The 23,326-nt window shown below is 71.1% G+C and carries 27 protein-coding genes; 15 read left to right on the top strand and 12 right to left on the bottom strand.

Going from position 1 to position 23,326, the window contains the following annotated elements:
- Nucleotides 1–3: 3 nt before the first annotated feature.
- The 3 genes from Cs7R123_RS38525 to Cs7R123_RS38515 form a co-directional block, all read right to left on the bottom strand.
- Nucleotides 4–1,098 (bottom strand): DegT/DnrJ/EryC1/StrS family aminotransferase, encoded by a 1,095-nt coding sequence (locus tag Cs7R123_RS38525; RefSeq protein ID WP_374707084.1) that lies wholly within the window; start codon nt 1,096–1,098, stop codon nt 4–6.
- Nucleotides 1,099–1,170: 72 nt separating this feature from the next.
- On the bottom strand, nt 1,171–1,941 hold the full coding sequence (locus tag Cs7R123_RS38520; RefSeq protein WP_212834019.1) for an ABC transporter ATP-binding protein: 771 nt from the start codon (nt 1,939–1,941) through the stop codon (nt 1,171–1,173).
- The gene (locus tag Cs7R123_RS38515; protein ID WP_212834018.1) at nt 1,934–2,833 is read right to left on the bottom strand and encodes an ABC transporter permease; all 900 of its coding nucleotides are present in this window, start codon (nt 2,831–2,833) and stop codon (nt 1,934–1,936) included. The genes Cs7R123_RS38520 and Cs7R123_RS38515 overlap by 8 nt, the downstream gene beginning before the upstream one ends.
- Before the next feature lie 155 nt (nt 2,834–2,988).
- Between Cs7R123_RS38515 and Cs7R123_RS38510 the strand changes: the two genes are divergently transcribed.
- Complete coding sequence (locus tag Cs7R123_RS38510; protein ID WP_212834017.1) at nt 2,989–3,585, top strand: TetR/AcrR family transcriptional regulator; 597 nt, start codon at nt 2,989–2,991, stop codon at nt 3,583–3,585.
- Here Cs7R123_RS38510 and Cs7R123_RS38505 read toward each other — a convergent pair.
- Together Cs7R123_RS38505 and Cs7R123_RS38500 are read right to left on the bottom strand one after the other, a co-directional pair.
- The gene (locus Cs7R123_RS38505) at nt 3,575–4,102 is read right to left on the bottom strand and encodes an acyltransferase (protein ID WP_212834016.1); all 528 of its coding nucleotides are present in this window, start codon (nt 4,100–4,102) and stop codon (nt 3,575–3,577) included. The two genes, Cs7R123_RS38510 and Cs7R123_RS38505, sit on opposite strands and share 11 nt — an antisense overlap.
- Nucleotides 4,102–4,449 carry a hypothetical protein gene (locus Cs7R123_RS38500; RefSeq protein ID WP_212834015.1) on the bottom strand — a complete coding sequence of 116 codons (348 nt, stop codon included), beginning with the start codon at nt 4,447–4,449 and terminating at the stop codon, nt 4,102–4,104. The genes Cs7R123_RS38505 and Cs7R123_RS38500 overlap by 1 nt, the downstream gene beginning before the upstream one ends.
- A gap of 37 nt (nt 4,450–4,486) precedes the next feature.
- Here Cs7R123_RS38500 and Cs7R123_RS38495 point away from each other — a divergent pair, with 37 nt between their 5' ends.
- Together Cs7R123_RS38495 and Cs7R123_RS38490 are read left to right on the top strand one after the other, a co-directional pair.
- Nucleotides 4,487–5,281 carry an inositol monophosphatase family protein gene (locus Cs7R123_RS38495; protein WP_212834014.1) on the top strand — a complete coding sequence of 265 codons (795 nt, stop codon included), beginning with the start codon at nt 4,487–4,489 and terminating at the stop codon, nt 5,279–5,281.
- Between the two features lie 140 nt (nt 5,282–5,421).
- A complete protein-coding gene (locus tag Cs7R123_RS38490) occupies nt 5,422–6,462 on the top strand; it encodes a hypothetical protein (protein ID WP_244872411.1) in 1,041 nt (346 codons plus the stop codon).
- Between the two features lie 75 nt (nt 6,463–6,537).
- Here the strand turns inward: Cs7R123_RS38490 and Cs7R123_RS38485 are convergent, their stop codons facing one another.
- Nucleotides 6,538–7,494 carry an NlpC/P60 family protein gene (locus tag Cs7R123_RS38485; RefSeq protein ID WP_212834012.1) on the bottom strand — a complete coding sequence of 319 codons (957 nt, stop codon included), beginning with the start codon at nt 7,492–7,494 and terminating at the stop codon, nt 6,538–6,540.
- Nucleotides 7,495–7,629: 135 nt separating this feature from the next.
- On the opposite strand from Cs7R123_RS38485, the gene Cs7R123_RS38480 reads away from it, so the two are divergent.
- From Cs7R123_RS38480 to ddaH, 5 genes are all read left to right on the top strand, one after another.
- Nucleotides 7,630–7,926 carry a metal-sensitive transcriptional regulator gene (locus tag Cs7R123_RS38480; RefSeq protein WP_374707083.1) on the top strand — a complete coding sequence of 99 codons (297 nt, stop codon included), beginning with the start codon at nt 7,630–7,632 and terminating at the stop codon, nt 7,924–7,926.
- A gap of 10 nt (nt 7,927–7,936) precedes the next feature.
- Nucleotides 7,937–8,155 (top strand): heavy-metal-associated domain-containing protein, encoded by a 219-nt coding sequence (locus tag Cs7R123_RS38475; protein WP_212834008.1) that lies wholly within the window; start codon nt 7,937–7,939, stop codon nt 8,153–8,155.
- Nucleotides 8,148–9,128, top strand: coding sequence for a hypothetical protein (locus Cs7R123_RS38470; protein ID WP_244872410.1), 981 nt, complete (start codon nt 8,148–8,150; stop codon nt 9,126–9,128). The genes Cs7R123_RS38475 and Cs7R123_RS38470 overlap by 8 nt, the downstream gene beginning before the upstream one ends.
- A gap of 19 nt (nt 9,129–9,147) precedes the next feature.
- Nucleotides 9,148–11,454, top strand: coding sequence for a cation-translocating P-type ATPase (locus Cs7R123_RS38465; protein ID WP_212834006.1), 2,307 nt, complete (start codon nt 9,148–9,150; stop codon nt 11,452–11,454).
- A gap of 125 nt (nt 11,455–11,579) precedes the next feature.
- Entirely contained in the window at nt 11,580–12,422 is an 843-nt protein-coding gene (ddaH, locus tag Cs7R123_RS38460) for a dimethylargininase (RefSeq protein WP_374707082.1), read from the top strand.
- Nucleotides 12,423–12,546: 124 nt separating this feature from the next.
- Here ddaH and Cs7R123_RS38455 read toward each other — a convergent pair whose 3' ends face one another.
- Nucleotides 12,547–13,500: a CoA ester lyase gene (locus Cs7R123_RS38455; RefSeq protein ID WP_212834004.1), complete on the bottom strand. Its 954-nt coding sequence runs from the start codon at nt 13,498–13,500 to the stop codon at nt 12,547–12,549.
- Between the two features lie 73 nt (nt 13,501–13,573).
- Between Cs7R123_RS38455 and Cs7R123_RS38450 the strand changes: the two genes are divergently transcribed.
- Nucleotides 13,574–14,413, top strand: coding sequence for an SDR family NAD(P)-dependent oxidoreductase (locus Cs7R123_RS38450; protein WP_212834002.1), 840 nt, complete (start codon nt 13,574–13,576; stop codon nt 14,411–14,413).
- 76 nt (nt 14,414–14,489) lie between these two features.
- Here the strand turns inward: Cs7R123_RS38450 and Cs7R123_RS38445 are convergent, their stop codons facing one another.
- Nucleotides 14,490–15,008, bottom strand: a complete 519-nt coding sequence (locus tag Cs7R123_RS38445; protein WP_212834001.1) for a DUF4190 domain-containing protein — start codon at nt 15,006–15,008, stop codon at nt 14,490–14,492.
- A 162-nt stretch (nt 15,009–15,170) separates the two neighbouring features.
- On the opposite strand from Cs7R123_RS38445, the gene Cs7R123_RS38440 reads away from it, so the two are divergent.
- Nucleotides 15,171–16,370 carry an acyl-CoA dehydrogenase family protein gene (locus Cs7R123_RS38440; RefSeq protein WP_212833999.1) on the top strand — a complete coding sequence of 400 codons (1,200 nt, stop codon included), beginning with the start codon at nt 15,171–15,173 and terminating at the stop codon, nt 16,368–16,370.
- On the opposite strand, the gene Cs7R123_RS38435 is transcribed toward Cs7R123_RS38440, so the two are convergent.
- Nucleotides 16,348–17,043 carry a hypothetical protein gene (locus Cs7R123_RS38435; protein ID WP_212833998.1) on the bottom strand — a complete coding sequence of 232 codons (696 nt, stop codon included), beginning with the start codon at nt 17,041–17,043 and terminating at the stop codon, nt 16,348–16,350. The two genes, Cs7R123_RS38440 and Cs7R123_RS38435, sit on opposite strands and share 23 nt — an antisense overlap.
- 80 nt (nt 17,044–17,123) lie before the next feature.
- Here Cs7R123_RS38435 and Cs7R123_RS38430 point away from each other — a divergent pair, with 80 nt between their 5' ends.
- Both Cs7R123_RS38430 and Cs7R123_RS38425 read left to right on the top strand, forming a co-directional pair.
- Entirely contained in the window at nt 17,124–17,525 is a 402-nt protein-coding gene (locus Cs7R123_RS38430) for a hypothetical protein (protein ID WP_212833996.1), read from the top strand.
- Complete coding sequence (locus tag Cs7R123_RS38425) at nt 17,522–17,845, top strand: DUF3817 domain-containing protein (RefSeq protein WP_212833994.1); 324 nt, start codon at nt 17,522–17,524, stop codon at nt 17,843–17,845. Before Cs7R123_RS38430 ends, Cs7R123_RS38425 begins: the two co-directional genes overlap by 4 nt.
- Here the strand turns inward: Cs7R123_RS38425 and Cs7R123_RS38420 are convergent.
- Together Cs7R123_RS38420 and Cs7R123_RS38415 are read right to left on the bottom strand one after the other, a co-directional pair.
- Nucleotides 17,832–19,907, bottom strand: a complete 2,076-nt coding sequence (locus Cs7R123_RS38420; protein ID WP_212833992.1) for an intein-containing Rv2578c family radical SAM protein — start codon at nt 19,905–19,907, stop codon at nt 17,832–17,834. The two genes, Cs7R123_RS38425 and Cs7R123_RS38420, sit on opposite strands and share 14 nt — an antisense overlap.
- A 36-nt stretch (nt 19,908–19,943) precedes the next feature.
- Nucleotides 19,944–20,315 carry a co-chaperone YbbN gene (locus Cs7R123_RS38415; protein ID WP_212833990.1) on the bottom strand — a complete coding sequence of 124 codons (372 nt, stop codon included), beginning with the start codon at nt 20,313–20,315 and terminating at the stop codon, nt 19,944–19,946.
- 149 nt (nt 20,316–20,464) lie between these two features.
- On the opposite strand from Cs7R123_RS38415, the gene Cs7R123_RS38410 reads away from it, so the two are divergent.
- Nucleotides 20,465–20,851 (top strand): thiol-disulfide oxidoreductase DCC family protein, encoded by a 387-nt coding sequence (locus Cs7R123_RS38410; RefSeq protein WP_212833989.1) that lies wholly within the window; start codon nt 20,465–20,467, stop codon nt 20,849–20,851.
- A gap of 157 nt (nt 20,852–21,008) precedes the next feature.
- On the opposite strand, the gene Cs7R123_RS38405 is transcribed toward Cs7R123_RS38410, so the two are convergent.
- Entirely contained in the window at nt 21,009–21,461 is a 453-nt protein-coding gene (locus Cs7R123_RS38405) for a MaoC family dehydratase (protein ID WP_212833988.1), read from the bottom strand.
- A gap of 397 nt (nt 21,462–21,858) precedes the next feature.
- Between Cs7R123_RS38405 and Cs7R123_RS38400 the strand changes: the two genes are divergently transcribed.
- Both Cs7R123_RS38400 and Cs7R123_RS38395 read left to right on the top strand, forming a co-directional pair.
- On the top strand, nt 21,859–22,392 hold the full coding sequence (locus Cs7R123_RS38400; protein ID WP_244872409.1) for a hypothetical protein: 534 nt from the start codon (nt 21,859–21,861) through the stop codon (nt 22,390–22,392).
- A 271-nt stretch (nt 22,393–22,663) separates the two neighbouring features.
- Nucleotides 22,664–23,287, top strand: a complete 624-nt coding sequence (locus tag Cs7R123_RS38395) for an RNA methyltransferase (RefSeq protein ID WP_212833986.1) — start codon at nt 22,664–22,666, stop codon at nt 23,285–23,287.
- Nucleotides 23,288–23,326: the final 39 nt, after the last annotated feature.

Below are 23,326 nucleotides of genomic sequence, written 5' to 3'. Positions count from 1 at the left end.
CGGTCACGGCACACCGGCCAGGGTGTTCACCGCGTCGGCGACCCGTTCCAGCTCGTCGGCGGTGAGGCTGGGATGCACCGGCAGCGACAGCACCTGCGCCGCGGCCCGGTCCGTCTCCGGCAGGTGGCACTGCGGCCGCCCGTCCACCAGGTACGGCCAGAGCCGGTGGATCGGGGTGGGGTAGTAGACCGTCGTGCCGACGCCGCGCTCGGCCAGGGCCGCCCGCGCCGCGTCCCGGTCCCCGGCGATCCGCACCGTGTACTGGTGGTACACGTGCCGGGCCGCGTCGGCGACCGGCGGCACCACCGCCCCGGTGATCCGCGCGTCGAGATACTTGGCGTTGCTGCGGCGCTGCGAGTTCCAGCCGGGCAGCTGCTGGAGCTGCACCCGGCCGATCGCGGCGGCCACGTCGGTCAGCCGCAGGTTGAAGCCGACCAGCTCGTTGGCGTACCGCTGCTCCATGCCCTGGTTACGCAGCAGGCGCATGACGCGGGCCAGCCCGGCGTCGTCGGTGGCGATCATGCCGCCTTCGAGCGTGTGCATGTTCTTGGTGGGGTAGAAGCTGAAGCAGGCCGCCGCCCCGAACGTGCCGACCGGACGGTCGCGCAGCGCGGCGCCGTGGGCCTGCGCGGCGTCCTCGATCACGGCCAGGCCGTGGCGCTGCGCCAGCGGCATCAGGTCGTCCATGGGCGCCGGGTGGCCGTACAGGTGGACCGGCATGATCGCGGCGGTGCGCGGCGAGATCGCGGCGGCGACGGCGGCCGGGTCGAGGCAGAAGCTGCCCGGCTCGATGTCGGCGAAGACCGGCTCGGCCCCGGCCAGGCGCACCACGTTGGCGGTGGCGGCGAAGGAGAACGACGGGACGATCACCTCGTCGCCGGGTCCGATGCCCAGGGCCAGCACGGCCAGGTGCAGCGCGGAGGTGCCCGAGTTGACGGCGACGCAGTGCCGGCCGTCGACCAGAGCGGAGAACTCGTCCTCGAACGCGGCGACCTCGGGGCCCTGCACGACCAGGCCGCTGCGCAGGACCCGGACCGCCGCGTCGATCTCGGCCTCGCCGATGACGGGCCGGGCCGGCGGAATCAGCGCACCATCCACAACGCCCTCCAAAACCGCAAGAGACTGACCGGCCTTTCGGGCCAGGTCAGTCTCTATCCTCGCGGCAGGAGGTCACTTTTTATTGGCAAATGCCTCATACTCGGGCACGACATCCTCGGTCGGGCCGTCGGCACGGATCACACCGGACTCCAGCCAGATGACCCGCTCGCAGGTGTCGCGGATCGAGCTGAGCGAGTGGCTGACCAGGAACACGGTGCCCGCCTCGGCGCGCAGCTCGCGCACCCGCTCCTCGCTCTTGCGCCGGAACAGCGCGTCACCGGTGGCCAGCGCCTCGTCGATCAGCAGCACCTCGTGCCGCTTGGCCACGGCGATCGAGAACTTCAGCCGCGCCGCCATGCCCGACGAGTACGTCCGCATCGGCAGCGAGCCGAAGTCGCCGCGCTCGTTGATGCCCGAGAACTCGAGGATCTGCGGCGTGGCCTCGCGGACCTCCGCCTTGGTCATGCCCATGGCCAGGCAGCCCAGCTGCGCGTTGCGCTCGCCGGTCAGCTCGTTCATCATGGCGGCGTTGACGCCCAGCAGCGACGGCTGGCCCTTGGTGTAGATCGCGCCCTTGTTCGACGGGAGCACGCCAGCGACCGCGCGCAGCAGCGTGGACTTGCCCGAGCCGTTGGAGCCGATCAGGCCGATGGCCTCGCCCTCGTACGCCACGAAGCTGACGCCCCTGACCGCGTGCACCTCGCGGACCACGCCGGACGGCTCGCGCTTGACGATCCGCTTGAGCGAGCCGAGCGGGGAGGTGTCCTTGTTCTTCGCACCGTGCACCCGGTAGGTGATGTGCACGTCCTCGGCGATGACGGTGGGGATGCGCTTGTCAGCCACGGCCGTACTCCTTCTCACCGCGCCAGAAGTAGAGGAACCCGCCCACGCTGAGCAGCAGCGCCCAACCGGCGGCGACCGCCCACATCGCGGGCACCGACTCGGGCTTGATGCCGCTGCTGACCCCGAGGATCTCCCGGGTCAGCTCGATGAACGGAACCATCGGGTTGAGCTGGAGCAGCACCTTCACGAAGTGCGGCGCGTTCTTGATGGCGGTGCCGAGGCTGAAGAAGACGCCCGAGGCGTAGAGCCAGGTGCGCAGCAGGAACGGCACCACCTGCTTCAGGTCCAGGATCTTCGAGCCGAGCCGGGCGAACAGCATCGCCATACCGGCGTTGAACAGGCTCTGCAGCAGCAGCAGCGGGATCAGCAGCAGCCACTTGAACGTGATCGGCTCGCCGGTGACCACGACGATGCCCAGCAGCACGGCCATGGCGAACGCCATCTGCTGGAGCTGGGTGATCGTGGCCGCGATCGGCAGGCTGGCCCGGGGGAACTGCAGCGCCCGGATCAGGTTCATGTTGTCGCTGATCGCCTTGGTGCCGGCGGTCACGACCTGCTGCGTGTAGCCGAAGATGAAGATGCCCGCGCACAGGAAGCCGACGAAGTTGTCGATGCCGTGGCGGGTGTTGAGGATGACGCCGAAGATCAGGAAGTACACGCCCGCGTTGGTCAGCGGGGTGAGCACGTGCCAGAGCTGGCCGAGCTGCGCGCTGCTGAACGTGGCGATGTTCTTGGCGTTCGCGAACGAGACGATGAAGTGGCGGTAGGCCCACAGTCTGCGGACGTATTCCGTGAGACCCGGGCGTGCACCGGCGACGCGGAGACCGTGCCGGGCGGCGAGTTGAGCCGGCGCTAGGGCGGGATAAGGCTCAGTCACCACAGCGTCTGCCATGGTACGGGCTCCGATCTCCTGGTGGGGGACGTCAACGGTGACACACGGTAGCCGACGTCGAGGATGGAACGCCACCGTAGCGACGTACTCGAAGATGATGTTAGTGGGGCTCACGTCGCAACGCAACCGTTGCGTCGCTGCGCTATTGTATCGATGTGCTGCCACAGACCCGTCGAGCCCCAGCCGGGGCGGCCGTGCTCCGCGGAGACATCACCGAGGCGATCCAGAACGCGGTGGTGGAGGAGCTCGCCGCCGTCGGCTACGGCCGTCTGTCGATCGAGGCGGTCGCCCGGCGGGCCGGCGTCGCCAAGACCGCCGTCTACCGCCGCTGGAGCTCCAAGCTCGAACTCGTGCTGGAGATCGTCTCCGGCGTCGCCAGCCAGAAGCTCTCCCTGCCCGACACCGGCAGCCTGCTCGGCGACCTCACGCTGTTCCTCACCATCCTGACCAAGGCGCTGCGCCACCCGCTGGCCTCGCAGATCATCCCGGACCTGCTGGCCGAGGCCGCCCGCAACCCGCAGATCGCCGAGACCCTCCAGCAGGCCCTGCGCAACACCCAGCACGAGATGGGGGTGCTGGTCATCCAGCGCGCGGTGGCCCGGGGCGAGCTGCCCGAGGGCACCGACCCGGTGCTCGCGCTGGATCTGCTCGTCGGCCCGGTCTACTGGCACCTGGCCGTGGCGCGCCATCCGCTGCCCGGCGACTACGTGGCGCGGCTGGCCAGGGCGATCGCGGCGGGGCTCAGAGGGTGAGGCCGACGGGGCGCGCGGCGTCGCGCGACACGACCTCGCCCCGCTCGTCGACCCAGCCCAGGTGCCGGGCCGGATTGCCCGCCACCAGCTGGTAGGCGGCGACGCTGCGGGTCACCACGGCGCCGGCGGCCACCATCGCGTACGGGCCGATCTCCGTCCCGCACACCACCGTCGCGTTGGCGCCGATCGACGCCCCGCGCCGCACCACGGTCGGGGTGATCTGCCAGTCCGGGTTCTGCGCCCGCGGCCGCAGGTCGTTGGTGAAGACCGCGCACGGGCCGACGAAGACCTCGTCCTCCAGGGTCACCCCGTGGTAGACCGAGACGTTGTTCTGGATCTTCACGAGATCGCCGACGACCGCGCCGGTGTCTACGTACACGTTGCGCCCCAGCACGCAGCCCGCGCCGACGACGGCTCCGGCCCGTACGTGCGCCAGATGCCAGATCTTCGTGCCCGCGCCGATCCGCGCCCCGGGCTCGACGTCGGCGCTGGGGTGGGCGAAGTAGTCCGGCTCCATCAGTTGCCGGCGTTGCGGCTGGCCTCGACCACGATCTGGGAGTCGGTGACCGACGTTACCTTCACGCTCAGATCGCCGACCTTCACCCCGTCACCGCGGTTGACGGTCACCTGGTTGCCCGCCACCTTCAGCGTCACCGTGTCCGCGTTGGCGCTGACCAGCTGCACCTCGACGCCCAGAATCGAGATCTTGGCGTTGTTGACGGTGCGGTCGAAGGTGATCGTGCAGGTGCTCGTGCTGCAGGTGGCTGTCGCGCCCTCGCCGCTGCATCCGGCCAGCGCGCCCCCCGCGAGCACCGCCGCCAGCGCTACGGCGGCGAGTTGACGGCCGGTTCTCCGTGCGACCATGTACGTGATCATAGACCGGCAACGGAGGGTGACACCGATGATCGACCAGGTGGTGGGCGTGTTGCGGGACGTCGCCGAGGAGATCGTGCTGCCGCGCTTCCGCAACCTCGCCGCCGGGGAGGTCATCGAGAAGGGCCCCGGTGACCTGGTCACCGTCGCCGACCGCGAGGCTGAGGCCGCGCTCACCCGGCGCCTGACCGACCTGCTGCCGGGCTCGCTGGTGGTGGGCGAGGAGGCCGTCGCCGCCGACCCGAGCGTGCTGGCGCGGCTGGACGACCCGGGGCCGGTCTGGGTCATCGACCCCATCGACGGCACCGCCAACTACGCCGCCGGACGCGAGCCGTTCGGGCTGATGGTCGCGCTGCTGCGCGGCGGGGTGCCGGTGCTCGGGGCCATCTACGAGCCGGTGGCCGGGACGCTGTCGGTCGCCGAGGCGGGCGCCGGGGCGTACATCGACGGGGAGCGGGTCGCGTTCGACCACACACCGGTCGCGGCCGAGCAGCTGCGGGGCGCGGTGATGACCAGGTACCTGCCGCAGGAGCTGCGCGAGCAGGTGACCGCGCGGCTGCCGCTGCTGACCGAGACCGTCCCCGGCTTCCGCTGCGCGGCGCACGAGTACCCGAACCTGATCCGGTCCGGCCGCCACTTCGCCATGTTCTGGCGCAGCCTGCCCTGGGACCACACCGCCGGTGCGCTGCTGATCCGCGAGGCCGGGGGCGTGGTGCGCCACTTCGACGGCACCGACTACGACCCGGCCCGGCCGAAGCTCGGATTGCTCATCTGCCGTGACAGTGCGGTGTTTGAGCTGGTACGCAGCGTATTGCTGGCGTGAACAACTTTTCCGACGGCGCCGCGCCGGGTTAATCTGTCGCGCGGCCGCGCGTCTGCAGGCGTCCCCCGAACCCTGCTGCGGTCGCCGCCGCGTGCTCCTTCCGCACCACTGCGCGGCGCCCGACGGAAGGATTCACGTCCGTGCTCCTCACGGTGCGCCCCCGCCGCCGACGGCTCGCGTCCGCCCTCACCGCGCTCACGGCGTTCGCCGTGCTGGTGGGCGGATTCCCGGCTGTGGCCGCGGCGGAACCCAACGAGATCCCGAACGCCAAGGTCGCCCAGGTCCGCAAGAACCTGGAGGCCGTCGCCGGGCAGTACATCGAGGCCGAAGCGGCGCTGGAGAAGTCGAAGAAGGACCAGCAGGCGACCAACCTCAAACTGGTCGTCGCGGAGAACAAGTACGCGCGGGCCCGCATCTCGGTGGTCAAGTACGCCGCCGAGGCGTACAAGACCGGCCGGCTGGGGGTCTTCGAGACGATGCTCAACGCCACCGGGTCGGACGACTTCCTCAAGCGGATGGCCGCCCTGGAGCGGATGACCGCCCGCGACGAGGCCACCCTGGGCGAGCTGGTCGCCACCCGCAAGGAGGCCGACGCGGCCAAGGCGCAGATCGACGCCGAGGTCAAGGAGCAGGCCAAGCTGTTCAACGACCTGGCCCGGCTGCGCAAGGCCGCCGAGCGGGAGCTGTCGGCGCTGGGCGGGTACGCCACGAACGGCTGGGTCGACCCGACCTCGCCGCTGGCGGTCCCGGCCAAGCGCAACTCCGACGGCACCTGGCCCAAGGAGACGTGCAGCATCAACGACCCGACCACCAACGGCTGCATCACCCCGCGCACCCTCCACGCGATGGAGGAGGCGCAGAAGGCCGGCTTCAAGCGGTACGTCTCCTGCTACCGCCCCGGTGACATGTACGAGCACCCCAAGGGCCGGGCCTGCGACTTCTCCACGGAGACGGACGGGTTCCACGACTCGTCGGCCACCGGCGACAGCAAGCTCTACGGCTCGAAACTGGCCGCGTTCTACGTCAAGAACGCCAGCCGCCTGGGCCTGATGTATGTGATCTTCTACTGCCAGGTGTGGACCGTCGGCGCAGGTTGGCACCGATATTCGGCGACCGGGTCCAACTGCGGCGACTCACCAGCCGGCGACCATACGAACCACGTACACGTCTCGGTGTACTAGAAGAGCTCGACGCGCGCGGCCCGCGGGGGACACCCTCCGCGGGCCGCGGCGTGTCTGCGGTCAGCCCGGCCGCGGTCAGCCGGACGGGGTGACGACGCGGCCGAAGCTGTGGATCGGCAGCGAGTCGATCGGGTCGACGCGCACCCGCTCGCCGAACTGGGGCGCGTGCACCATCTCGCCGCCGCCCAGGTAGAGGCCGACGTGGTGCAGGTCGCCGTAGAAGAAGACGAGGTCGCCGGCGCGCAGCTGGCTCCGGCTGATCGCCTGGCTGCGCTGCTCCTGGCGGCCGGAACTGTGCGGCAGGTCGATCCCGATCCGGTGGAACGCCGCGGCGACCAGCCCCGAGCAGTCGTAGCCGTCCGGTCCTTCCCCGGCCCACCGGTAGCCCTTGCCGACCTGGTCGAGCGCGAACCGGACCACCTTCTCGTCCGCGCCCCGGGCGACCCGGGGCAGCCGCATCGGCCGGTCCGGGCGCAGATCGGCGCGGGCGCCGCCGTGGAGGGAGAACCGGTCGCGCAGCGTACGCAGCTCGGTGATGGAGCTCTCGATGGCGGTGCGCTGGGTGGCGAGCTGGCGGCGCTGCTCGCGCTGCTGGGTCAGCAGGGCGTCCAGGGTGCGCTTGGCCGTGTCCCAGCGCTGGGAGGTCTGCGCCAGGGACTCGATCTCGCGCTGCTGGTGCAGCGTGTACTCGTTCATCAGCAGCAACCGGTCGAGGATCTGCCGGGTGCTGCCCGCGTCGAGCAGCAGCGTGAGCGACATGGACCGGGTCGCCCGGTAGCCCGCGTCGGCGAGGCGGCCGATCGCGCCGCGCCGCGCCGTGATCTCCCGCTGGAGCGGGTCGATCTGCCGCTGGAGCACGTCGGTCTGGGTCTGCGTGGTCAACAGGTCTTCGTGCAGGGCGTGGTACTTCTCGACGATCACCTCGAGCTGGTCCGACTTCTTGCGGATCTCGCGGTCGAGGTCGGCGCGGGAGGGCTCGGCGTGCGCCACGCCGGACAAGAGCAGCGCGGACGCGAGCGCGGTCGCGCCCATCCATAGCATCCTGCGCCGCCTGGCGGAGTTCGACACGTGGTGAACAACGACAAAACTGCATGATCGGTGCAAGTGGGCATCTACCAGCGGCGCAGGCTTGCCCATCCCGTACCCCCTGGGGGTACCGTGGTGATCGTGGAAGACAGCGCCCCGGTCGGCTACAGCCACCCCGACGACAAGCAGGCCCTGCTCTCGCGGCTGAAGCGGGTGGAGGGACAGGTCCGCGGCCTCCAGCGGATGGTCGAGCAGGACACGTACTGTATCGACGTCCTGACGCAGATCTCGGCCGCCACCCGCGCCCTGCAGGCGGTCGCGGTCGGCCTGCTCGAAGGACATCTCAACCACTGCGTGGTGGACGCCGCCCGGGCGGGCGACCCCACTGCGAAGGTCAAGGAAGCCACCGAGGCGATCGCTCGCCTGGTGCGGTCATAGGGAGCCAACGATGTCGGTTCGGACGACATACCAGATCTCGGGGATGACCTGCGGGCACTGCGTCACCGCGGTGACCGCCGAGCTGACCGCGCTGCCCGGCGTGCGCGACGTCCAGGTGGACCTCGCCGCGGGCACCGCCGAGATCACCAGCGACTCGGTGCTGCCCATCGACGAGGTGCGCAACGCCGTCGACGAGGCCGGCTACCAGCTGGCGGGCATCGATGCCTGAGTCGCCGTCGACCACCGAGCAGGCCGCCGAGCCGGTGGTCCGGGCACAGTCGGCCAAGCCGGTGCTCGACCCGGCCGGGTCGCGGATCGGGCTCATCGTGGCCGGTCTGATCGTCGCGCTCGTGGTCGGTTTCACCCTCGGCAAGCTGCTCGGGCCGCCGAGCAGCCCCACTGAGGGGGCGACCACCGGGGCCCCCGCACCCACCGGCTCCGCCGCGCCGGGCGCGCACGTGCACAGCCCGCTGGCCAGCGCGGGATCCGAGGTCGGCGGCCTGTCGATCAGCTCCGGCGGCTACACGCTGGTGCCCGCGACCACCACCTTCGACAAGCCGGGCACCCGGCAGCTGTCGTTCGTGATCCGCGCCGGCGACGGCAGCGCCGCCACGAACTTCGCCGTCGTGCACGACAAGCCGCTGCACCTGGTCGTGGTGCGCCGCGACCTCACCGGCTACCAGCACCTGCACCCGGTGATGGCCGCCGACGGCACCTGGTCGGTCACCGCCGACCTGGACAAGCCCGGCCTGTGGCGGGCGTACGCCGACTTCACCGCCGTCGACAAGGCCGGCATCCAGACCGCCGTGGCACTGGGCACCGACCTGACCGTGGCCGGCGACTACGCGCCCAAGGCGCTGCCGGCGGCGGCCCAGCAGACCGAGACGGGCGGCTACACCGTCGCCTACCAGGGCGCCACCATGATCGGTGCGAGCCAGCCGATGCTGTTCACGGTCACCCGCGACGGCAAGCCGGTCACCATGCAGCCCTACCTCGGGTCGTTCGGCCACCTCGTGGTCCTGCGCGACCTCGACCTCGGGTACGTGCACGTGCACCCCGAACCCGCCCTGGTCAACGGCGGGGTCAAGTTCTGGCTGTCGGCGCCCAGCGCCGGCACCTACCGGATGTACTTCGACTTCCAGGCCGACGGCAAGGTCCACACCGCCGAGTTCACCCTGGTCGTCCCGGCACCCGGCCAGTAGTCCGCGCGGGGAGGACGTCATGGCGACGGGGCAGGCGCAGGTCATCGAGCTGGGTATCGGCGGCATGACCTGCGCCACCTGTGCGGGCCGGGTCGAGCGCAAGCTCAACCGGGTCGACGGGGTCAGCGCGACGGTCAACTTCGCCACCGAGACCGCCCACGTGACCTACCCGCCGAACGTGTCGCTCGACGACCTGGTCAAGGTCGTCGAGGCGACGGGCTACACCGCCAGCGTGCCGGAGCCGGAGCAGCCCGAGCACTCCGGGCAGGCCGCGCCGGACGCGGGGGCCGAGCCGGACCCGCTGCGGCAGCGGCTGCTGGTCACCGCGGCGCTGACCGTGCCGGTGGTGCTGCTCAGCATGGTGCCGGCGCTCCAGTTCCCGAACTGGCAGTGGCTGGCGTTCACACTGGCCTCGCCGGTCGCGGTGTGGGGGGCGTGGCCGTTCCACCGCGCCGCCCTGCTCAACGCCCGCCACGGCACCGCCACCATGGACACGCTGATCAGCCTCGGCGTGCTGGTGTCGTACGGCTGGAGCGGGTGGGCGCTGTTCTTCGGCGGCGCCGGGACGACCGGCATGACCATGTCGCTGAGCTGGCTCGCCTCGCGCACCGACGACCCCGGCATGCACCTCTACCTGGAGGTGACCACCACGCTGACCACGTTCCTGCTGGCCGGGCGATGGTTCGAGCACCGGGCCAAGCGGCGGGCCGGGTCCGCGCTGCGCGCGCTGCTCGACCTGGGCGCCAAGGACGCGGTGGTGCTGCGCGACGGTGCCGAGGTGCGGGTGCCCGTCGCGAGCCTGGCCGTGGGCGACCTGTTCGTGGTGCGCCCCGGCGAGAAGATCGCCACGGACGGCGAGGTCGCCGAGGGGGCGAGCGCGGTCGACGCGAGCATGCTCACCGGCGAGAGCGTCCCGGTCGAGGTCGGGCCGGGTGACCGGGTCGTCGGCGCGACCGTCAACGCGGGCGGGCGCCTGGTCGTGCGGGCCACCCGGGTCGGCGCGGACACGCAGCTCGCCCAGATGTCGAAGCTGGTCACCGAGGCGCAGTCGGGCAAGGCGCCGGTGCAGCGGCTGGCCGACCGGGTGTCGGCGGTGTTCGTGCCGGTGGTCGTCGCGCTGTCGGTGGCGACGTTCGGCTTCTGGACCGCGTACGACGGGGGCGTGACCAGTGCGGCCGTGACCGCCGCGGTCGCCGTGCTGATCGTGGCGTGCCCGTGCGCGCTGGGACTGGCCACCCCGACCGCGCTGCTGGTCGGCACCGGCCGGGGCGCCCAGCTCGGCATCCTGATCCGCGGCCCCGAGGTGCTGGAGTCCACCCGCAGGGTCGACACCGTGCTGCTGGACAAGACCGGCACCGTCACCACCGGCGTGATGAGCCTGGTCGAGGTCCTGCCCGCCGCCGGGATCACCGAGGCGCAGCTGCTGCGTGCCGCGGCCGCCGTCGAGCACGCCTCCGAGCACCCGATCGCCCGCGCCGTCGTGGCGGGCGCCGCCGCCCGCGGCATCGCGCCCGCCCCGGTGCGCGACTTCCGCTCCCTACCGGGCCTGGGCGCCCAGGGCACCGTCGCAGGCCGCACGGTCCTCGTCGGCCGCGCCAGCCTCCTCGCCGGCCACGGCGTGGCCGCCATCCCCGCTCAGGGGGACCGGAAGGGCACCTTCGCCGGCTCGCGTCAGCGAGACGAGCAGCAGCTCAGCTCGCTCTCCGGGATGGCGGGGCCGCTTCTTGACGGCGGCCGCACCGCCGTGGCGGTAGCCCTCGACGGGGTGTTCGCCGGGTGGCTGCTGGTGGCGGACACGGTCAAGCCCGGTTCGGCCGACGCGGTCGCCCGCTTCAAGGCCCTCGGCCTGCGGCCGGTCCTGCTCACCGGCGACGCCGAGGGGCCGGCCCGCGCCGTCGCCGCCGAGGTGGGCATCGACGAGGTCATCGCGGGGGTGCTCCCGGCCGGCAAGGTCGACGCGGTGCGCCGGGCCCAGGACGGCGGCGCGCACCGGGTGGCGATGGTCGGCGACGGGGTCAACGACGCGGCCGCCCTGGCCGCGGCCGACCTCGGGCTGGCCATGGGCACCGGCACCGACGCCGCGATCGAGGCCGCCGACCTGACCCTGGTCCGCGGCGACCTGCACGCGGCCGCCGACGCGATCCGGCTGTCCCGGGCCACGCTGGCCACGATCAGGGGCAACCTGTTCTGGGCGTTCGCCTACAACGTCGCCGCGCTGCCGCTGGCCGCCGCCGGGCTGGTCACGCCGGTGCTCGCGGCCGCCGCGATGGCGCTGAGCAGCATCTTCGTCGTGACCAATTCGCTACGGCTGTTCCGCTTCAAGTGAGAGCGGTTGCCCGCGCTCGCGGTTAACAAACCGTCGGTGTGACGCCCCCGGTTTGCAACAGACCGCCGCGATACGCAAGCCATCGCGCTACGAAATGGGCTTGGAGCTGGGTAAATTGGCTGATCGTGACAGAGCGTGACCTCCTCCCCACCCGTCAGCCCCGGCCTCGCACGTACCTGATGTGCCCGCCGGAGCACTACGTCGTCGAGTACGCGATCAATCCGTGGATGGACACCACCACCCCGGTCGACACCGCGCTCGCCGTGAAGCAGTGGGACGGCCTCCGCCAGACCATGGTCGACCTCGGCCACACCGTGCACGTGCTGAAGCCGACCCCGGGCCTGCCCGACATGGTCTTCGCGGCCAACGGCGCGTTCGTGGTCGACGGCGTGGCGTACGGGGCGAAGTTCCGCTACCCGCAGCGTGCCGACGAGGCCGCCGGCCACCGCGCCTTCTACGAGGCCGGCGACGACTACCGCTTCGTGGCCCCGACCCAGATCAACGAGGGCGAGGGCGACTTCGCGTACCTGCCGAACGCGCACGGCGGCATCGCGCTGGCCGGGTACGGCTTCCGCACCGAGCCCGCCGCGCACGCCGAGGCCGCCGAGGCCCTGGGCCGCCCGGTGATCTCGCTGAAGCTGGTCGACCCGCGCTTCTACCACCTGGACGTGGCCCTGGCCGCGCTGGACGACGAGAACGTCACGTACTTCCCGGGCGCCTTCTCCGAGGCGTCGCAGCGGGTGCTGGCCCAGCTGTTCCCGAACGCCGTCATCGCCGACGAGGCCGACGCGCTCGCGTTCGCGCTCAACCTGGTCAGCGACGGCCGCAACGTCGTGATCAACACCGAGTCGGCCGCGTTCGCCGAGAAGGTCGCCGCGGCGGGCTACCACCCGGTGGCGGTCGAGCTGAGCGAGCTGAAGAAGGGCGGCGGCAGCATCAAGTGCTGCATCGCCGAGCTGCGCGACTGAGCCCGTACCCCCAAGATCGTTAGCGAAGTTGCCTGGCAATCGGGCGTATTCGGGACTCCCGAATGCCCGATTGCCAGGCAACTTGCGTGATCTGGGGGCGGCGCGGGGCGGGTCCGCGGGCGGGTCAGGCGGGCGGGGTGAAGGCGGTCGTGCGGGTCATGCCCGCGGCGCGGCCCTTGGCGGAGATGACCAGCGCCATCTTGCGGGACGCCTCGTCGATCATCTCGTCGCCGAGCATCACCGCGCCGAGCCTGCCGCCCTGCTCGGAGGTGTAGTAGTCGTACGCGTCGAGGATCAGCTCGGCGTGGTCGTAGTCGGCCTGCGCCGGCGAGTAGACCTCGTTGGCCGCGTCGAGCTGGCCGGGGTGCAGCACCCACTTGCCGTCGAAGCCCAGCGCGGCCGAGCGCCGGGCCACCTCGGTGAACCCGTCCACATCCTTGATCTGCAGGTACGGGCCGTCGATGGCCTGCTTGCCGTGCATGCGCGCGGCCATGAGGATGCGCATCAGGATGTAGTGGTACGGGTCGCCCGGGTAGCTCGGGATGAGCGCGCCCACGACCAGGGACTTCATGTTGATCGAGGCCATGAAGTCGGCGGGGCCGAAGATGATGGTCTCCACCCGGGGCGAGGCCGCGGCGATGGCGTCCACGTTGACCAGCCCGGCGGCGTTCTCGATCTGGGCCTCGATGCCGATGCCGCCGACGGGCAGGCCGAGCGTCTTCTCCAGCTGGGTCAGCGTGAGGTCGAGCCACTCGACGTGCGCGGCGCTCTGCACCTTGGGCAGCATGATGCAGTCCAGGTTGGCCCCGGCACCCTCGACGATCTCGATGACGTCGCGGTAGGTCCACGGCGTGGTGAGGTCGTTGACCCGGACCACGCGGGTCTTGCCCGCCCAGTCGCCCTCGTTGAGCGCGGCCACGATGTTCTTGCGCGCCTCGGGCTTGGCCAGCGGGGCGACCGCGTCCTCCAGGTCCAGGAAGACCTGGTCGGCGGGCAGGCCCTGGGCTTTTCCGAGCATCTTGACGCTGGACCCCGGCACGGCAAGGCAAGACCTGCGGGAACGCCCCAACGCGGCCATCGAGTCTCCTTAAGGACCGTTCAGTAAGTTGACGCCACGGTAACCTTCCCCCCGGCGAGAGGAGAACGGGACTGTGGAAGATCTCACGGCGTCCCAGAAGGTGAACGACCCCGGTCATGTGGTGATCACGGGCGCCACCTCGGGCATCGGCCAGGCGGGCGCGATCGCCCTGGCCCGAGCGGGCTGGCGGGTGACCGTCGTCGGTCGCGACGCCGCCCGCGTTGAAGCGACGCTGGCGCTGGTCGGGGCGGCGGCGACCGGTCCGGCTCCGGCCGGTGCGCTGGCCGACTTCGCCCGGCTCGACGACGTGCGGGCACTGGCCGAGCGGCTGTCCGGCGAGCGGATCGACGTGCTGGCCAACAACGCGGGCGTGGTGGCGCGCTCCCGGGTCACCACCGTGGACGGTCACGAACTGACGATCCAGACCAACCACCTGGCGCCGTTCCTGCTGACCAGCCTGCTGCGGGAACGGCTGGCCCCCGGCGCCCGGATCGTGAACACGGCATCGGTGGCGCACAACACGGGCAGCCTCGACCCGGACAACCTGGACCGGACCGGCGGGGTGTACAGCGCCTGGCTGGCGTACGGCGGTTCGAAGCGGGCGAACATCCTGTTCGCCGCAGAGGCGGCCCGGCGCTGGCCGGACCTGCTCAGCTACTCGTTCCACCCCGGCGTGGTGCGCACCCGGTTCGGCACCCCGCTGGCGAAGCTGTTCTACAAGATCGCACCCGGTCTGGCCACTCCGGAGCAGGGTGCCGACCAGCTCGTGTGGCTGTCCACGGCGGATCCGGCCCAGCTGGTCAACGGCGGCTACTACGTCTCGCGCAAGCTGACCCCGCCCAACCCGGCCATCCGCGACCCGCAGCTGGCCGCACGGGTATGGGAGGCCAGCGCCAAGGCCGTCGGTCTCTGAACCGCGAAGCGGATGAGGCGCCGCCCCGTGCCCGCCTGGCACGGGGCGGCGCCTCACCGGCGTCTCAGGACGACTGCTACCTGCTGCCGTTCTGGATGTCGTTCAGCAGGTTCGGGTCGCTGACCACGCCGATGACGATCAGCGCCAGCATGCCCACCGAGAGCGCCACGCCGGCCCAGCCGGTGGCGATACCGGCGATGGCCAGGCCGCGGCCGTCCTGGTTGCGCTCCCGGATCTGCTTCATGCTCAGGTGGCCGAGGATCGCGCCGATCAGGCCGGGCAGCGCGCCGAAGCCGTAGCAGCAGCAGGTCAGCACGCCGGCGATGCCGAGCACCAGGGAGGCGATGGCCATGCCGTTGGTGCCGCCCGAGGCCGGCTGCGGGTACGGCTGCTGGCCGTACGCGTACTGGCCGTAGGGCTGGGCGGACACCGGCGGCTGCTGGTACGGGCTGCCCGAGGCCGGCGGCACCGAGTACGGGTCCGGCGTGGCCGGGACGGCGTACGGGTCGGGCGTGGCCGGCGGCTGGGGGGCGTAGGGGTTCCCGGCGGGCGGGTTGCCGTAGGGGTCCTGGCCGGGGGGCGGCGGGTAGGTCATGTGGCTCCTCGTTCGGGCGAGCGGACATCCGGCAGGCGCACGTTACCGGCCGGTGAACCTTTTCACAGTGACGTCCTTGTCAAGCAGCTTGGATGGGCACTGGGCGCGGCCCATAATCGCCTCACCTGAAGGTTCGTTCAGTTCCTGCCCTGGAGGCTGACTATGGCCCGTCTCGCCCGTACTCCCGGATTGACCGACGTGCAGACCGCGATCCTCGAGACGGTACGCGAGTTCGCCGACAAGGAGATCATCCCCAGGGCGCAGCAGCTCGAACACGATGACCGATACCCGGACGAGATCCTCGCCGGGATGCGCGACATGGGCCTGTTCGGGCTGACGATCTCGGAGGAGTACGGCGGCCTCGGCGAGTCGCTGCTGACCTACGCGCTCGTGGTCGAGGAGCTCTCCCGCGGCTGGATGTCGGTGTCCGGCATCGTCAACACGCACTTCATCGTGGCGTACCTGATCGGCCAGCACGGCTCGGCGGAGCAGAAGCGGCGGCTGCTGCCCCGGATGGCCACCGGCGAGGTGCGCGGCGCCTTCAGCATGTCCGAGCCGGGCTGCGGCTCCGACGTCTCGGCGATCACCTCGAAGGCGGTGCGCGACGGCGACACCTACGTCCTCAACGGCCAGAAGATGTGGCTGACCAACGGGGCGTACTCCTCGGTGGTGGCGACGCTGGTCAAGACCGACCAGGGCGCCGACACGGTCTACGGCAACATGACGACGTTCCTGCTGGAGAAGGAGCCCGGGTTCGGGCAGACGGCGCCCGGCCTCACCATCCCCGGCAAGATCGACAAGATGGGCTACAAGGGCGTCGAGACCACCGAGATGGTCCTCGACGGCCATCGGGTGCCCGAGTCGGCGGTGCTCGGCGGCGCCGACCTGGCCGGTCGCGGCTTCTACCAGATGATGGACGGCATCGAGGTCGGCCGGGTCAACGTCGCCGCCCGTGCCTGCGGCATCTCCATCCGCGCGTTCGAGCTGGCCATGGCGTACGCCCAGCAGCGCCGCACCTTCGGCAAGGCCATCGCCGAGCACCAGGCGATCGCGTTCAAGCTCGCCGAGATGGGCACCAAGATCGAGGCGGCGCACGCGCTCATGGTCAACGCCGCGCGGCTGAAGGACTCCGGCCAGCGCAACGACGTCGAGGCGGGCATGGCCAAGCTGCTGGCCAGCGAATACTGCCACGAGATCGTCACCGAGTCGTTCCGCATCCACGGCGGCTACGGCTACTCCAAGGAGTACGAGATCGAGCGGCTGATGCGCGAGGCGCCGTTCCTGCTCATCGGCGAGGGCACCAGCGAGATCCAGAAGACGATCATCTCGCGCGGCCTGCTCAAGGAGTACCGGGCCCGCTGACCAGCTCCGGCGGTGCGGTGGGCAGGTGCGCCAGCTCGCCGCGCCGCTGCGGATGCTCCAGGTAGAAGCGGATCACGTTCACCATGTCGCGGTCCCACATGCCATAGTCGCTGCCGCGCAGGAACAGCACCTGGCGCACGGTGGCCAGACGCCAGCCGCTGCGCGGGTCCTGGGTCACCCCGATCACATCCGACCAGGGGAAATGGTGCCGGTGCACGCGTACGCCGTCGGCGTTGAGCACGATCTGGTTGCGCCGCTGCCGTACGGGTAGCACCAGCGCGGCCACGATGCCGAGCGCCAGCAGCGAGTCCGCCACCGCGACGACCCACTCGACCGCGCTCTCGGTCTTGGCGTAGCGGGCGATGATCGGCAACTGCATGACGAACACGGCCAGCACCACCCACAGGTCGGTCGCCAGTGACACGGTCAGCCCCGGCTCGCCGTCGCCCGCGCCCTGCCGCCAGGTGGCGGCACGCCGCCGCCGCAGGTACGTCGTCCGCCCGACCGCCGCGACCGCCAGCAGCACCAGCGGCCACACCGTCCACGGCTCCTCCGGAGAGAACGGGGCGATCGGGCGCACCTGACCCACCCACCATGCCGCCGCGACCAGGCACAGCCCACCCAGAGCCAGCGCCAGCCGGCGCCGCCGCTCGTCGTCCCACATCCCCACCACGGCGGATAGGGTACGAGATCCGCTCACGCGCGCCTATGGTGCGGCCGGTCACGCCGCTGCTGTCGGATACTCTGGCTGCCGTGCGACGACTGCTCACCCCCGGCTGGCTGGCCGGGCACGCCCTGGTGCTGGCAGCCGTCGTCGCCTTTCTGGCTCTCGGCTGGTGGCAGGCGGGCCGCGCGGCCGAGGGCAACACTCTGAGCTGGGCCTACACCTTCGAGTGGCCGCTGTTCGCGGTCTTCGTGATCGTGATGTGGGTACGGGAGATGCGGCAGACGCTGCGCGGCGACCGTGCCGACGAGCCTGCCCCGGCCGTTGAGCCCCGGGAACGGCCGGTGATCACCCGGCGGGTGAACCCGGCCACAGCGGCGGCCGACGATGCGGATGATCCGCAGCTGGCCGCGTACAACGAGTACCTGGCGTGGCTGAACGAGCACCCCGACGCACGACCCGGCGACTATCCCGCTAAGGAGCTCCGATGAACGGCGCGCTGACCCGCTACCGCGTGATCGCCTGGATCGTGGGCGTGATGCTGCTCCTGCTCACGCTGGTGGCGATGCCCATGAAGTATTTCGGCGACAACGGCACCGGCGTCACCGTCATCGCCCCGATCCACGGCTGGCTGTACGTGGTCTACCTGGTGCTCGCCGCCGACCTGGCCCGCCGCGCCCAGTGGGGCGTCAAGAAGATGCTGGTCGTCGCACTGGCCGGCACCATCCCGTTCTTCTCGTTCGTGGCCGAGCGCATGGTCGTCGGCTGGATCAAGGGCACCGACGCGAGCCCGGAGCTCAACAAAGCGTGAGCTGGGTGTCCGGGGCGGGCTCGGCCCGCTCCGGCTCGACCGGCGATGACCCGTTGATCGACAGCTCCCGGGCGAGCTCCTCGCGCGCGGGCATCCCGTGCCGCCGGGTCGCCCGGCGCACCCGCGCCGCCACCAGCCGCTGGTAGTCCGCCCCCGTGTATGCCCGCTGCCCGGGGTAGAGCCGCTCGTACAGCGGCACCAGTTCCGGGTGGTGCTCGGCCAGCCAGGCCAGATACCACTCCCGGGCGCCCGGCCGCAGGTGCAGCACCAGCGGCGTGATGCTGGCGGCCCCGGCCTCGACCAGCGCCGCGACGCAGGCGTCGAGCTGCTCGTCGGAGTCGGTCAGGCCGGGCAGGATCGGTGCCATCAGCACTCCGACGCGCAGGCCCGCCTCGGTCATCCGCCGCACCGCGTCCAGCCGCCGCGCTGGACTGGGCGTGCCCGACTCGACGCCGCGCCACAGCCGCTCGTCGAGGAAGCCGATCGACATCGCCACCGACACCCGGGTCCGCTCGGCGGCCTGCTCCAGCAGCGGCAGGTCGCGCAGGATCAGCGTGCCCTTGGTCAGGATCGAGAACGGGTTGGCCGCGTCGCGCAGCGCGGCGAGGATGCCCGGCATCAGCTCGTATCGCCCCTCGGCCCGCTGGTAGCAGTCCACGTTGGTGCCCATGGCGATCGGCTGGCCGTGCCAGCTGCGGGAGCGCAGCTCGCGGCGCAGCACCTCCGGCGCGTTCACCTTGACCACGATCTTGGAGTCGAAGTCGTGCCCGGTGTCGAGGTCGAGGTAGCTGTGGGTGTTGCGGGCGAAGCAGTTGTGGCTGACCACGCCGTTGGCGATGAAGTCGCCGGTGCCGGTGCTGATGTCCCACAGGGGCAGCTCCAGGCCGAGCGGCTCGACCGAGGTGACGTGCAGCGGCGCGCTGCCCTTGATCGCGATGCCGTCGACGGTGCGCTTGCGGGTCACCGCCGGGTCGACCAGGTGGAAGAAGCGCAGCTTCTCGGTCAGGCCGCCCAGCAGGCGCAGGCTGAGCAGGCCGATCGGATCGCGCCGGTCCTCGACGGCGAACGCGAACCCGAACCGGCGCAGCGCCGCCCGGGTCGGCTCGACCAGCTCGGGGCTGCTGTGCACGATGCGGAACAGTCCCTGGGTGTGGCTGCCCTCGGCGTCGAACACCCCGGCGAGGAAGCCCTTGGCCCAGTCGGCTGCCGCCCCGTCGCCGTCGCCCAGGTCCTCGGGCAGCTGGGTCAGCGAGGTGACCAGCTCCAGGTCGCGCCGGGCGTACGTGCTCAGGCCGGTGCGCGTGCCGCTGCGGCGGAACTCCGCCGTGTGCGTGCCCAGCTCGCGCAGGTAGCCGATGGTGCGGCTGAGCGCCTGCGGCTCCTCCCCGCCGAGGCGGAACCGGGGCTGCTCGCCGTATGGATCGCGGTAGGCGCCGGTGTCGGGTTCGGGGCGCAGCATGCCCGCCAGGTAGCCGCGCCGGTAGTCCGTCGACTCCTTGGGCGGCTCGGCGAAGGCGCCGGTGCCCATCAGCTTGTTGCCGGTGGTCAGGTGCGGCCGCTGCCCCGGGCCGGTGCGGGCGCCGGTCACGTGCTTCCAGCCCCGGTCGGTGAGGAACCTGTGGTCGCCGCTGGCCACCAGCTCGGTGCCGTCGGCCAGGGTCACCCGGTAGGCGGGCTTGACCGTCGACCACACGTCACGCACCTGGGTGACGGTGTAGCGCCGGTAGGCCCCGTCGCGGACCGTGCCGACGATCGCGTCTCCTGCGCGCAGCTGCGCGATGGGCCGGGTGCGCCCGTCGGCCAGCAGCACGGGCGTCTCGGCGGCCAGGCAGTAGGTGCACGCGTGGGTGCAGCCCCGGTAGGGGTTGATCGTGTATTCGAACGGCACCCCGCGCCGGTCGCCCGTCACCCGGTTGATCAGGGACTTCGCCTTGACCTCATAGAACGTGGTGCCGGCGAAGCCCGGGGTGTCGAAGGTGCGGACGACGGCACCGGGCAGCTCAAGCTGCGCCGGCGCGTCGTCGTCGGTCGGGGTGCTCGCGGTCAGGTTGCTCCAGCGCACCCCGCTATTCAAACATATGTTCGAAGATTGGGAAGCCTAGTGCGCGTGGTCCTCGTGCTCGGTCTTGGCGGCCTTGAGGCGCTCCGGGTCGATCTCGCGCACCTTCTTGATCAGGTCGGTGAACGCCGCGTCGGGCATCGCGCCGGGCTCGGAGTAGACCACCACGTCGTCCCGGATCGCCATGATCGTCGGAATCGACTGGATGTTGAACATCGCGGCCAGCTCCTGCTGCGCCTCCGTGTCGACCTTGCCGAAGGTGATGTCGGGGTGTGACTCCGCGGCACGCTCGTACACCGGCGCGAAGCGCTTGCACGGCCCGCACCACTCCGCCCAGAAGTCGATGAAGGTGATGCCTTCCCCGCTGGTCTGCTCCACGAAGTTGTCGGTCGTGAACTCCACGGTGCCCATGGTCGTGCTCCCATCCTTAAAGCGATCAGCGTCCATGTAAACCGCCGCCGGCGACAGGTAATTCCCGCGCTCACCACCGTATCCGGCGTGACACGGCGCACAGGCCATCCGGGCTCGCACACGGCGGCGTGGCGAGGGACGATGAGCACGTGAGCCCGACCTTCATCTTCGACGGTGACTGCGCCTTCTGCACCACGTGCGCGAACTTCGTCATCAGGTGGATCCCGACCGGCGCGAAGGTGTCCGCCTGGCAGCGCGCCGACCTCGCCTCGCTCGGGCTGACCCGGGCACAGTGCATGCAGGCGGTGCAGTGGGTCGCGGACGGCAGCCCGGCCGTCGCCGGTCCCGAGGCGATCGGTGCCCTGCTGCGTTCCAGCAACGCGTTCTGGAAGCCGGTCGGATACGTGCTGAAGCCGCGCGCGGTCACCGCGGTGCTGTGGCCGCTCTACCGCTGGGTCGCCCGCAACCGCCACCGCATGCCCGGCGGCACGGCTGCCTGCGCGGTGCCGCTGCCTGCCGCGCCCCGCGAGGCCTGAGGGCCTGCGCGCCCGCCGTCGCACCCCCCGTTTTACATAGACGCTGGCCTATCAAGAGGACTCTTTTCCAAGATTCGTCCTCTGGATAGGCCAGCGTCTATGCTATGTGGGTGCGGGCGGCCCGGCGTGAGCGCCGGTCGCCGCCGCGTTGCCCCGATCAGGGCTGCTTCGGCACCATCACCTTGCGTTTGAAGATGCACACGAGAGTGCCGTCCTGGTTGTAGCCGCGGGTCTCGACGGAGACGACGCCCCGGTCCGGCTTGGAGGAAGACTCACGTTTGTCGAGGACGGTGGTCTCGCCGTAGATCGTGTCGCCGTGGAAGGTGGGCGCGACGTGGCGCAGCGACTCGACCTCAAGGTTGGCGATGGCCTTGCCGCTGACGTCCGGCACGGACATGCCCAGCAGCAGCGAGTAGATGTAGTTGCCGACCACCACGTTGCGCTTGAAGTCCGTCTGCGTCGCCGCATAGTGGGCGTCGAGGTGCAGCGGGTGGTGGTTCATCGTGAGCAGGCAGAACAGATGGTCGTCGTACTCGGTGACGGTCTTTCCGGGCCAGTGCTTGTAGACGGCCCCGACCTCGAATTCCTCGTAGTAGCGCCCGAACTGCATCGTCCGTCACTCCCGTCTGGGCTTCGTCGCCCCGGAACGCAGTGAACGGCGGGGCCCTCCCCGGCACCCGCCGCCCACGCTTGTGTTGAAGGATTCTGCCGCAGGTCAACAGGCGTGTACATAGGGCGCTCCGAGACGTATCTCATAGTTACCTTTGGGTAACTTGGGCTTCGGGGGCCGCTAAGAGAGACCGTTGCGCCCGAGCCTTTCGGGGTGTCGGGCCGGGTCCGGCGGCTGCGCGAACGGCGGGCCGTCCACACCGGGCGAGCGCCAGGGCCAAGGCGCTGGCGCACGTCGACGGCGTGGTGATCTCGGGCGCTGGTGAGCGCCGGGTGATTGGTTCGCTTCGCACCGCTCCTGTCGAGTCGCGGCATATGCTGACGGCAGGAGGTCCGCCATGCCGAGTCAATTCGCTGCAGATCACCTCGTCGCCCGCCAGATGTACCGGCGGGAGATCGCCCCGCTGACCTTCGAGTCGCACGAGTGGGAGCTGCTGACCCGGCTCCCCGCCCGTATCATGATCGCCGCGACCTCCGCCGAGCCGGACAGCGACCGCCGTACCGTCGCCGAGGGAGTCGCGGGCATCAACGCCATCGCCGCCGGAGCCGACTCAGACTCCGACCTGGTGAAGGCCATCGTGGGCGCCATCTATGCCGAGGCCGACCCGAATCCGCCCACCGCCGAGCAGTTCCGCGACCCGCCGCACGCCATCGCCGAGGTGCTGGTGAGCTGCCGTGCCGCCGCGCTGGTGCTCGACGCCAGAGCCACTCCGGCCGACGCCACCGCATACCGCGCGTGGCTCGCGGCCATCGCCGACCGCGTCTGCGGCGCGGCCCGTACCGGTGGCCTGCTGGGCATCGGCGGGGTCGTGTGCAGCCCGGCCGAGCAGAACTTCCTCAACGAACTGGAGCAGGCGCTCCGCAACATCTGACCGACCCGAACGGCGGCTTCGCCGCCGCCTTAGCATTGACGCTGGGCTATCCAGAGGACGGATTCGAACCAACTGTCCTTTAGATAGGCCAGCGTCAATGCTAAGCGCACGGGCTCGGCCGCACAGGCTCGGCCGCCCTGGTTCGGCCCGCCCGGGCCGCCCGCCGGGCCGCCCGGCCGGTCCGGTCAGCCCGGCCCGCTCGGCCCGCCCGGCGCCATGACGGTGCTCGCGGCGGCACCGGGCTGTCGGCCCGAGATAAGCTCCTGGCCTTGTGAACGCCGACGATGAGCTGGAGGTCGGGGTCGGCCCCTGGCCCGGCCCGTGGCCGACCGACCCGCACTACGACCCGCAGCTGCTGGCCGAGGGCGACCGCCGCAACGTGGTCGACCGGTACCGGTACTGGCGGCTGGAGGCGGTCGTCGCCGACCTCGACAGCCGCCGCCACGACTTCCACGTGGCCATCGAGAACTGGCAGCACGACTTCAACATCGGCACCGTCGTGCGTACCGCGAACGCGTTCCTCGCCGCCCAGGTGCACATCGTCGGCCGCCGCCGCTGGAACCGGCGCGGCGCCATGGTCACCGACCGCTACCAGCACGTACGCCATCACGACGCCGTCGAGGGCCTGGTCGGCTTCGCCCGGGGCGCCGGGCTGGAGCTGATCGGCATCGACAACCTGCCCGGCAGCCTGCCGCTGGAGTCGGCGACGCTGCCGCGCCACTGCGTGCTGCTGTTCGGGCAGGAGGGACCGGGCCTGTCCGAGGCCGCGCGCGGCGCGTGCGACCGCATGTTCAGCATCGCGCAGTACGGCTCCACCCGCTCGATCAACGCCGGAGTCGCCTCGGCGGTGGCCATGCACGCCTGGATCCGCGCCCACGCCGCCCCACCCGCCTGACCGTCCCGGGTGGGTGGTCCTGAGGCGTAAGCGGCCTGA

Source organism: Catellatospora sp. TT07R-123, from assembly GCF_018327705.1.
In the GTDB taxonomy this organism is placed as follows: Bacteria; Actinomycetota; Actinomycetes; order Mycobacteriales; family Micromonosporaceae; genus Catellatospora.
Note: the sequence above shows the minus strand (reverse complement) of the source record. Positions and strands in the feature narration are given on the sequence as shown.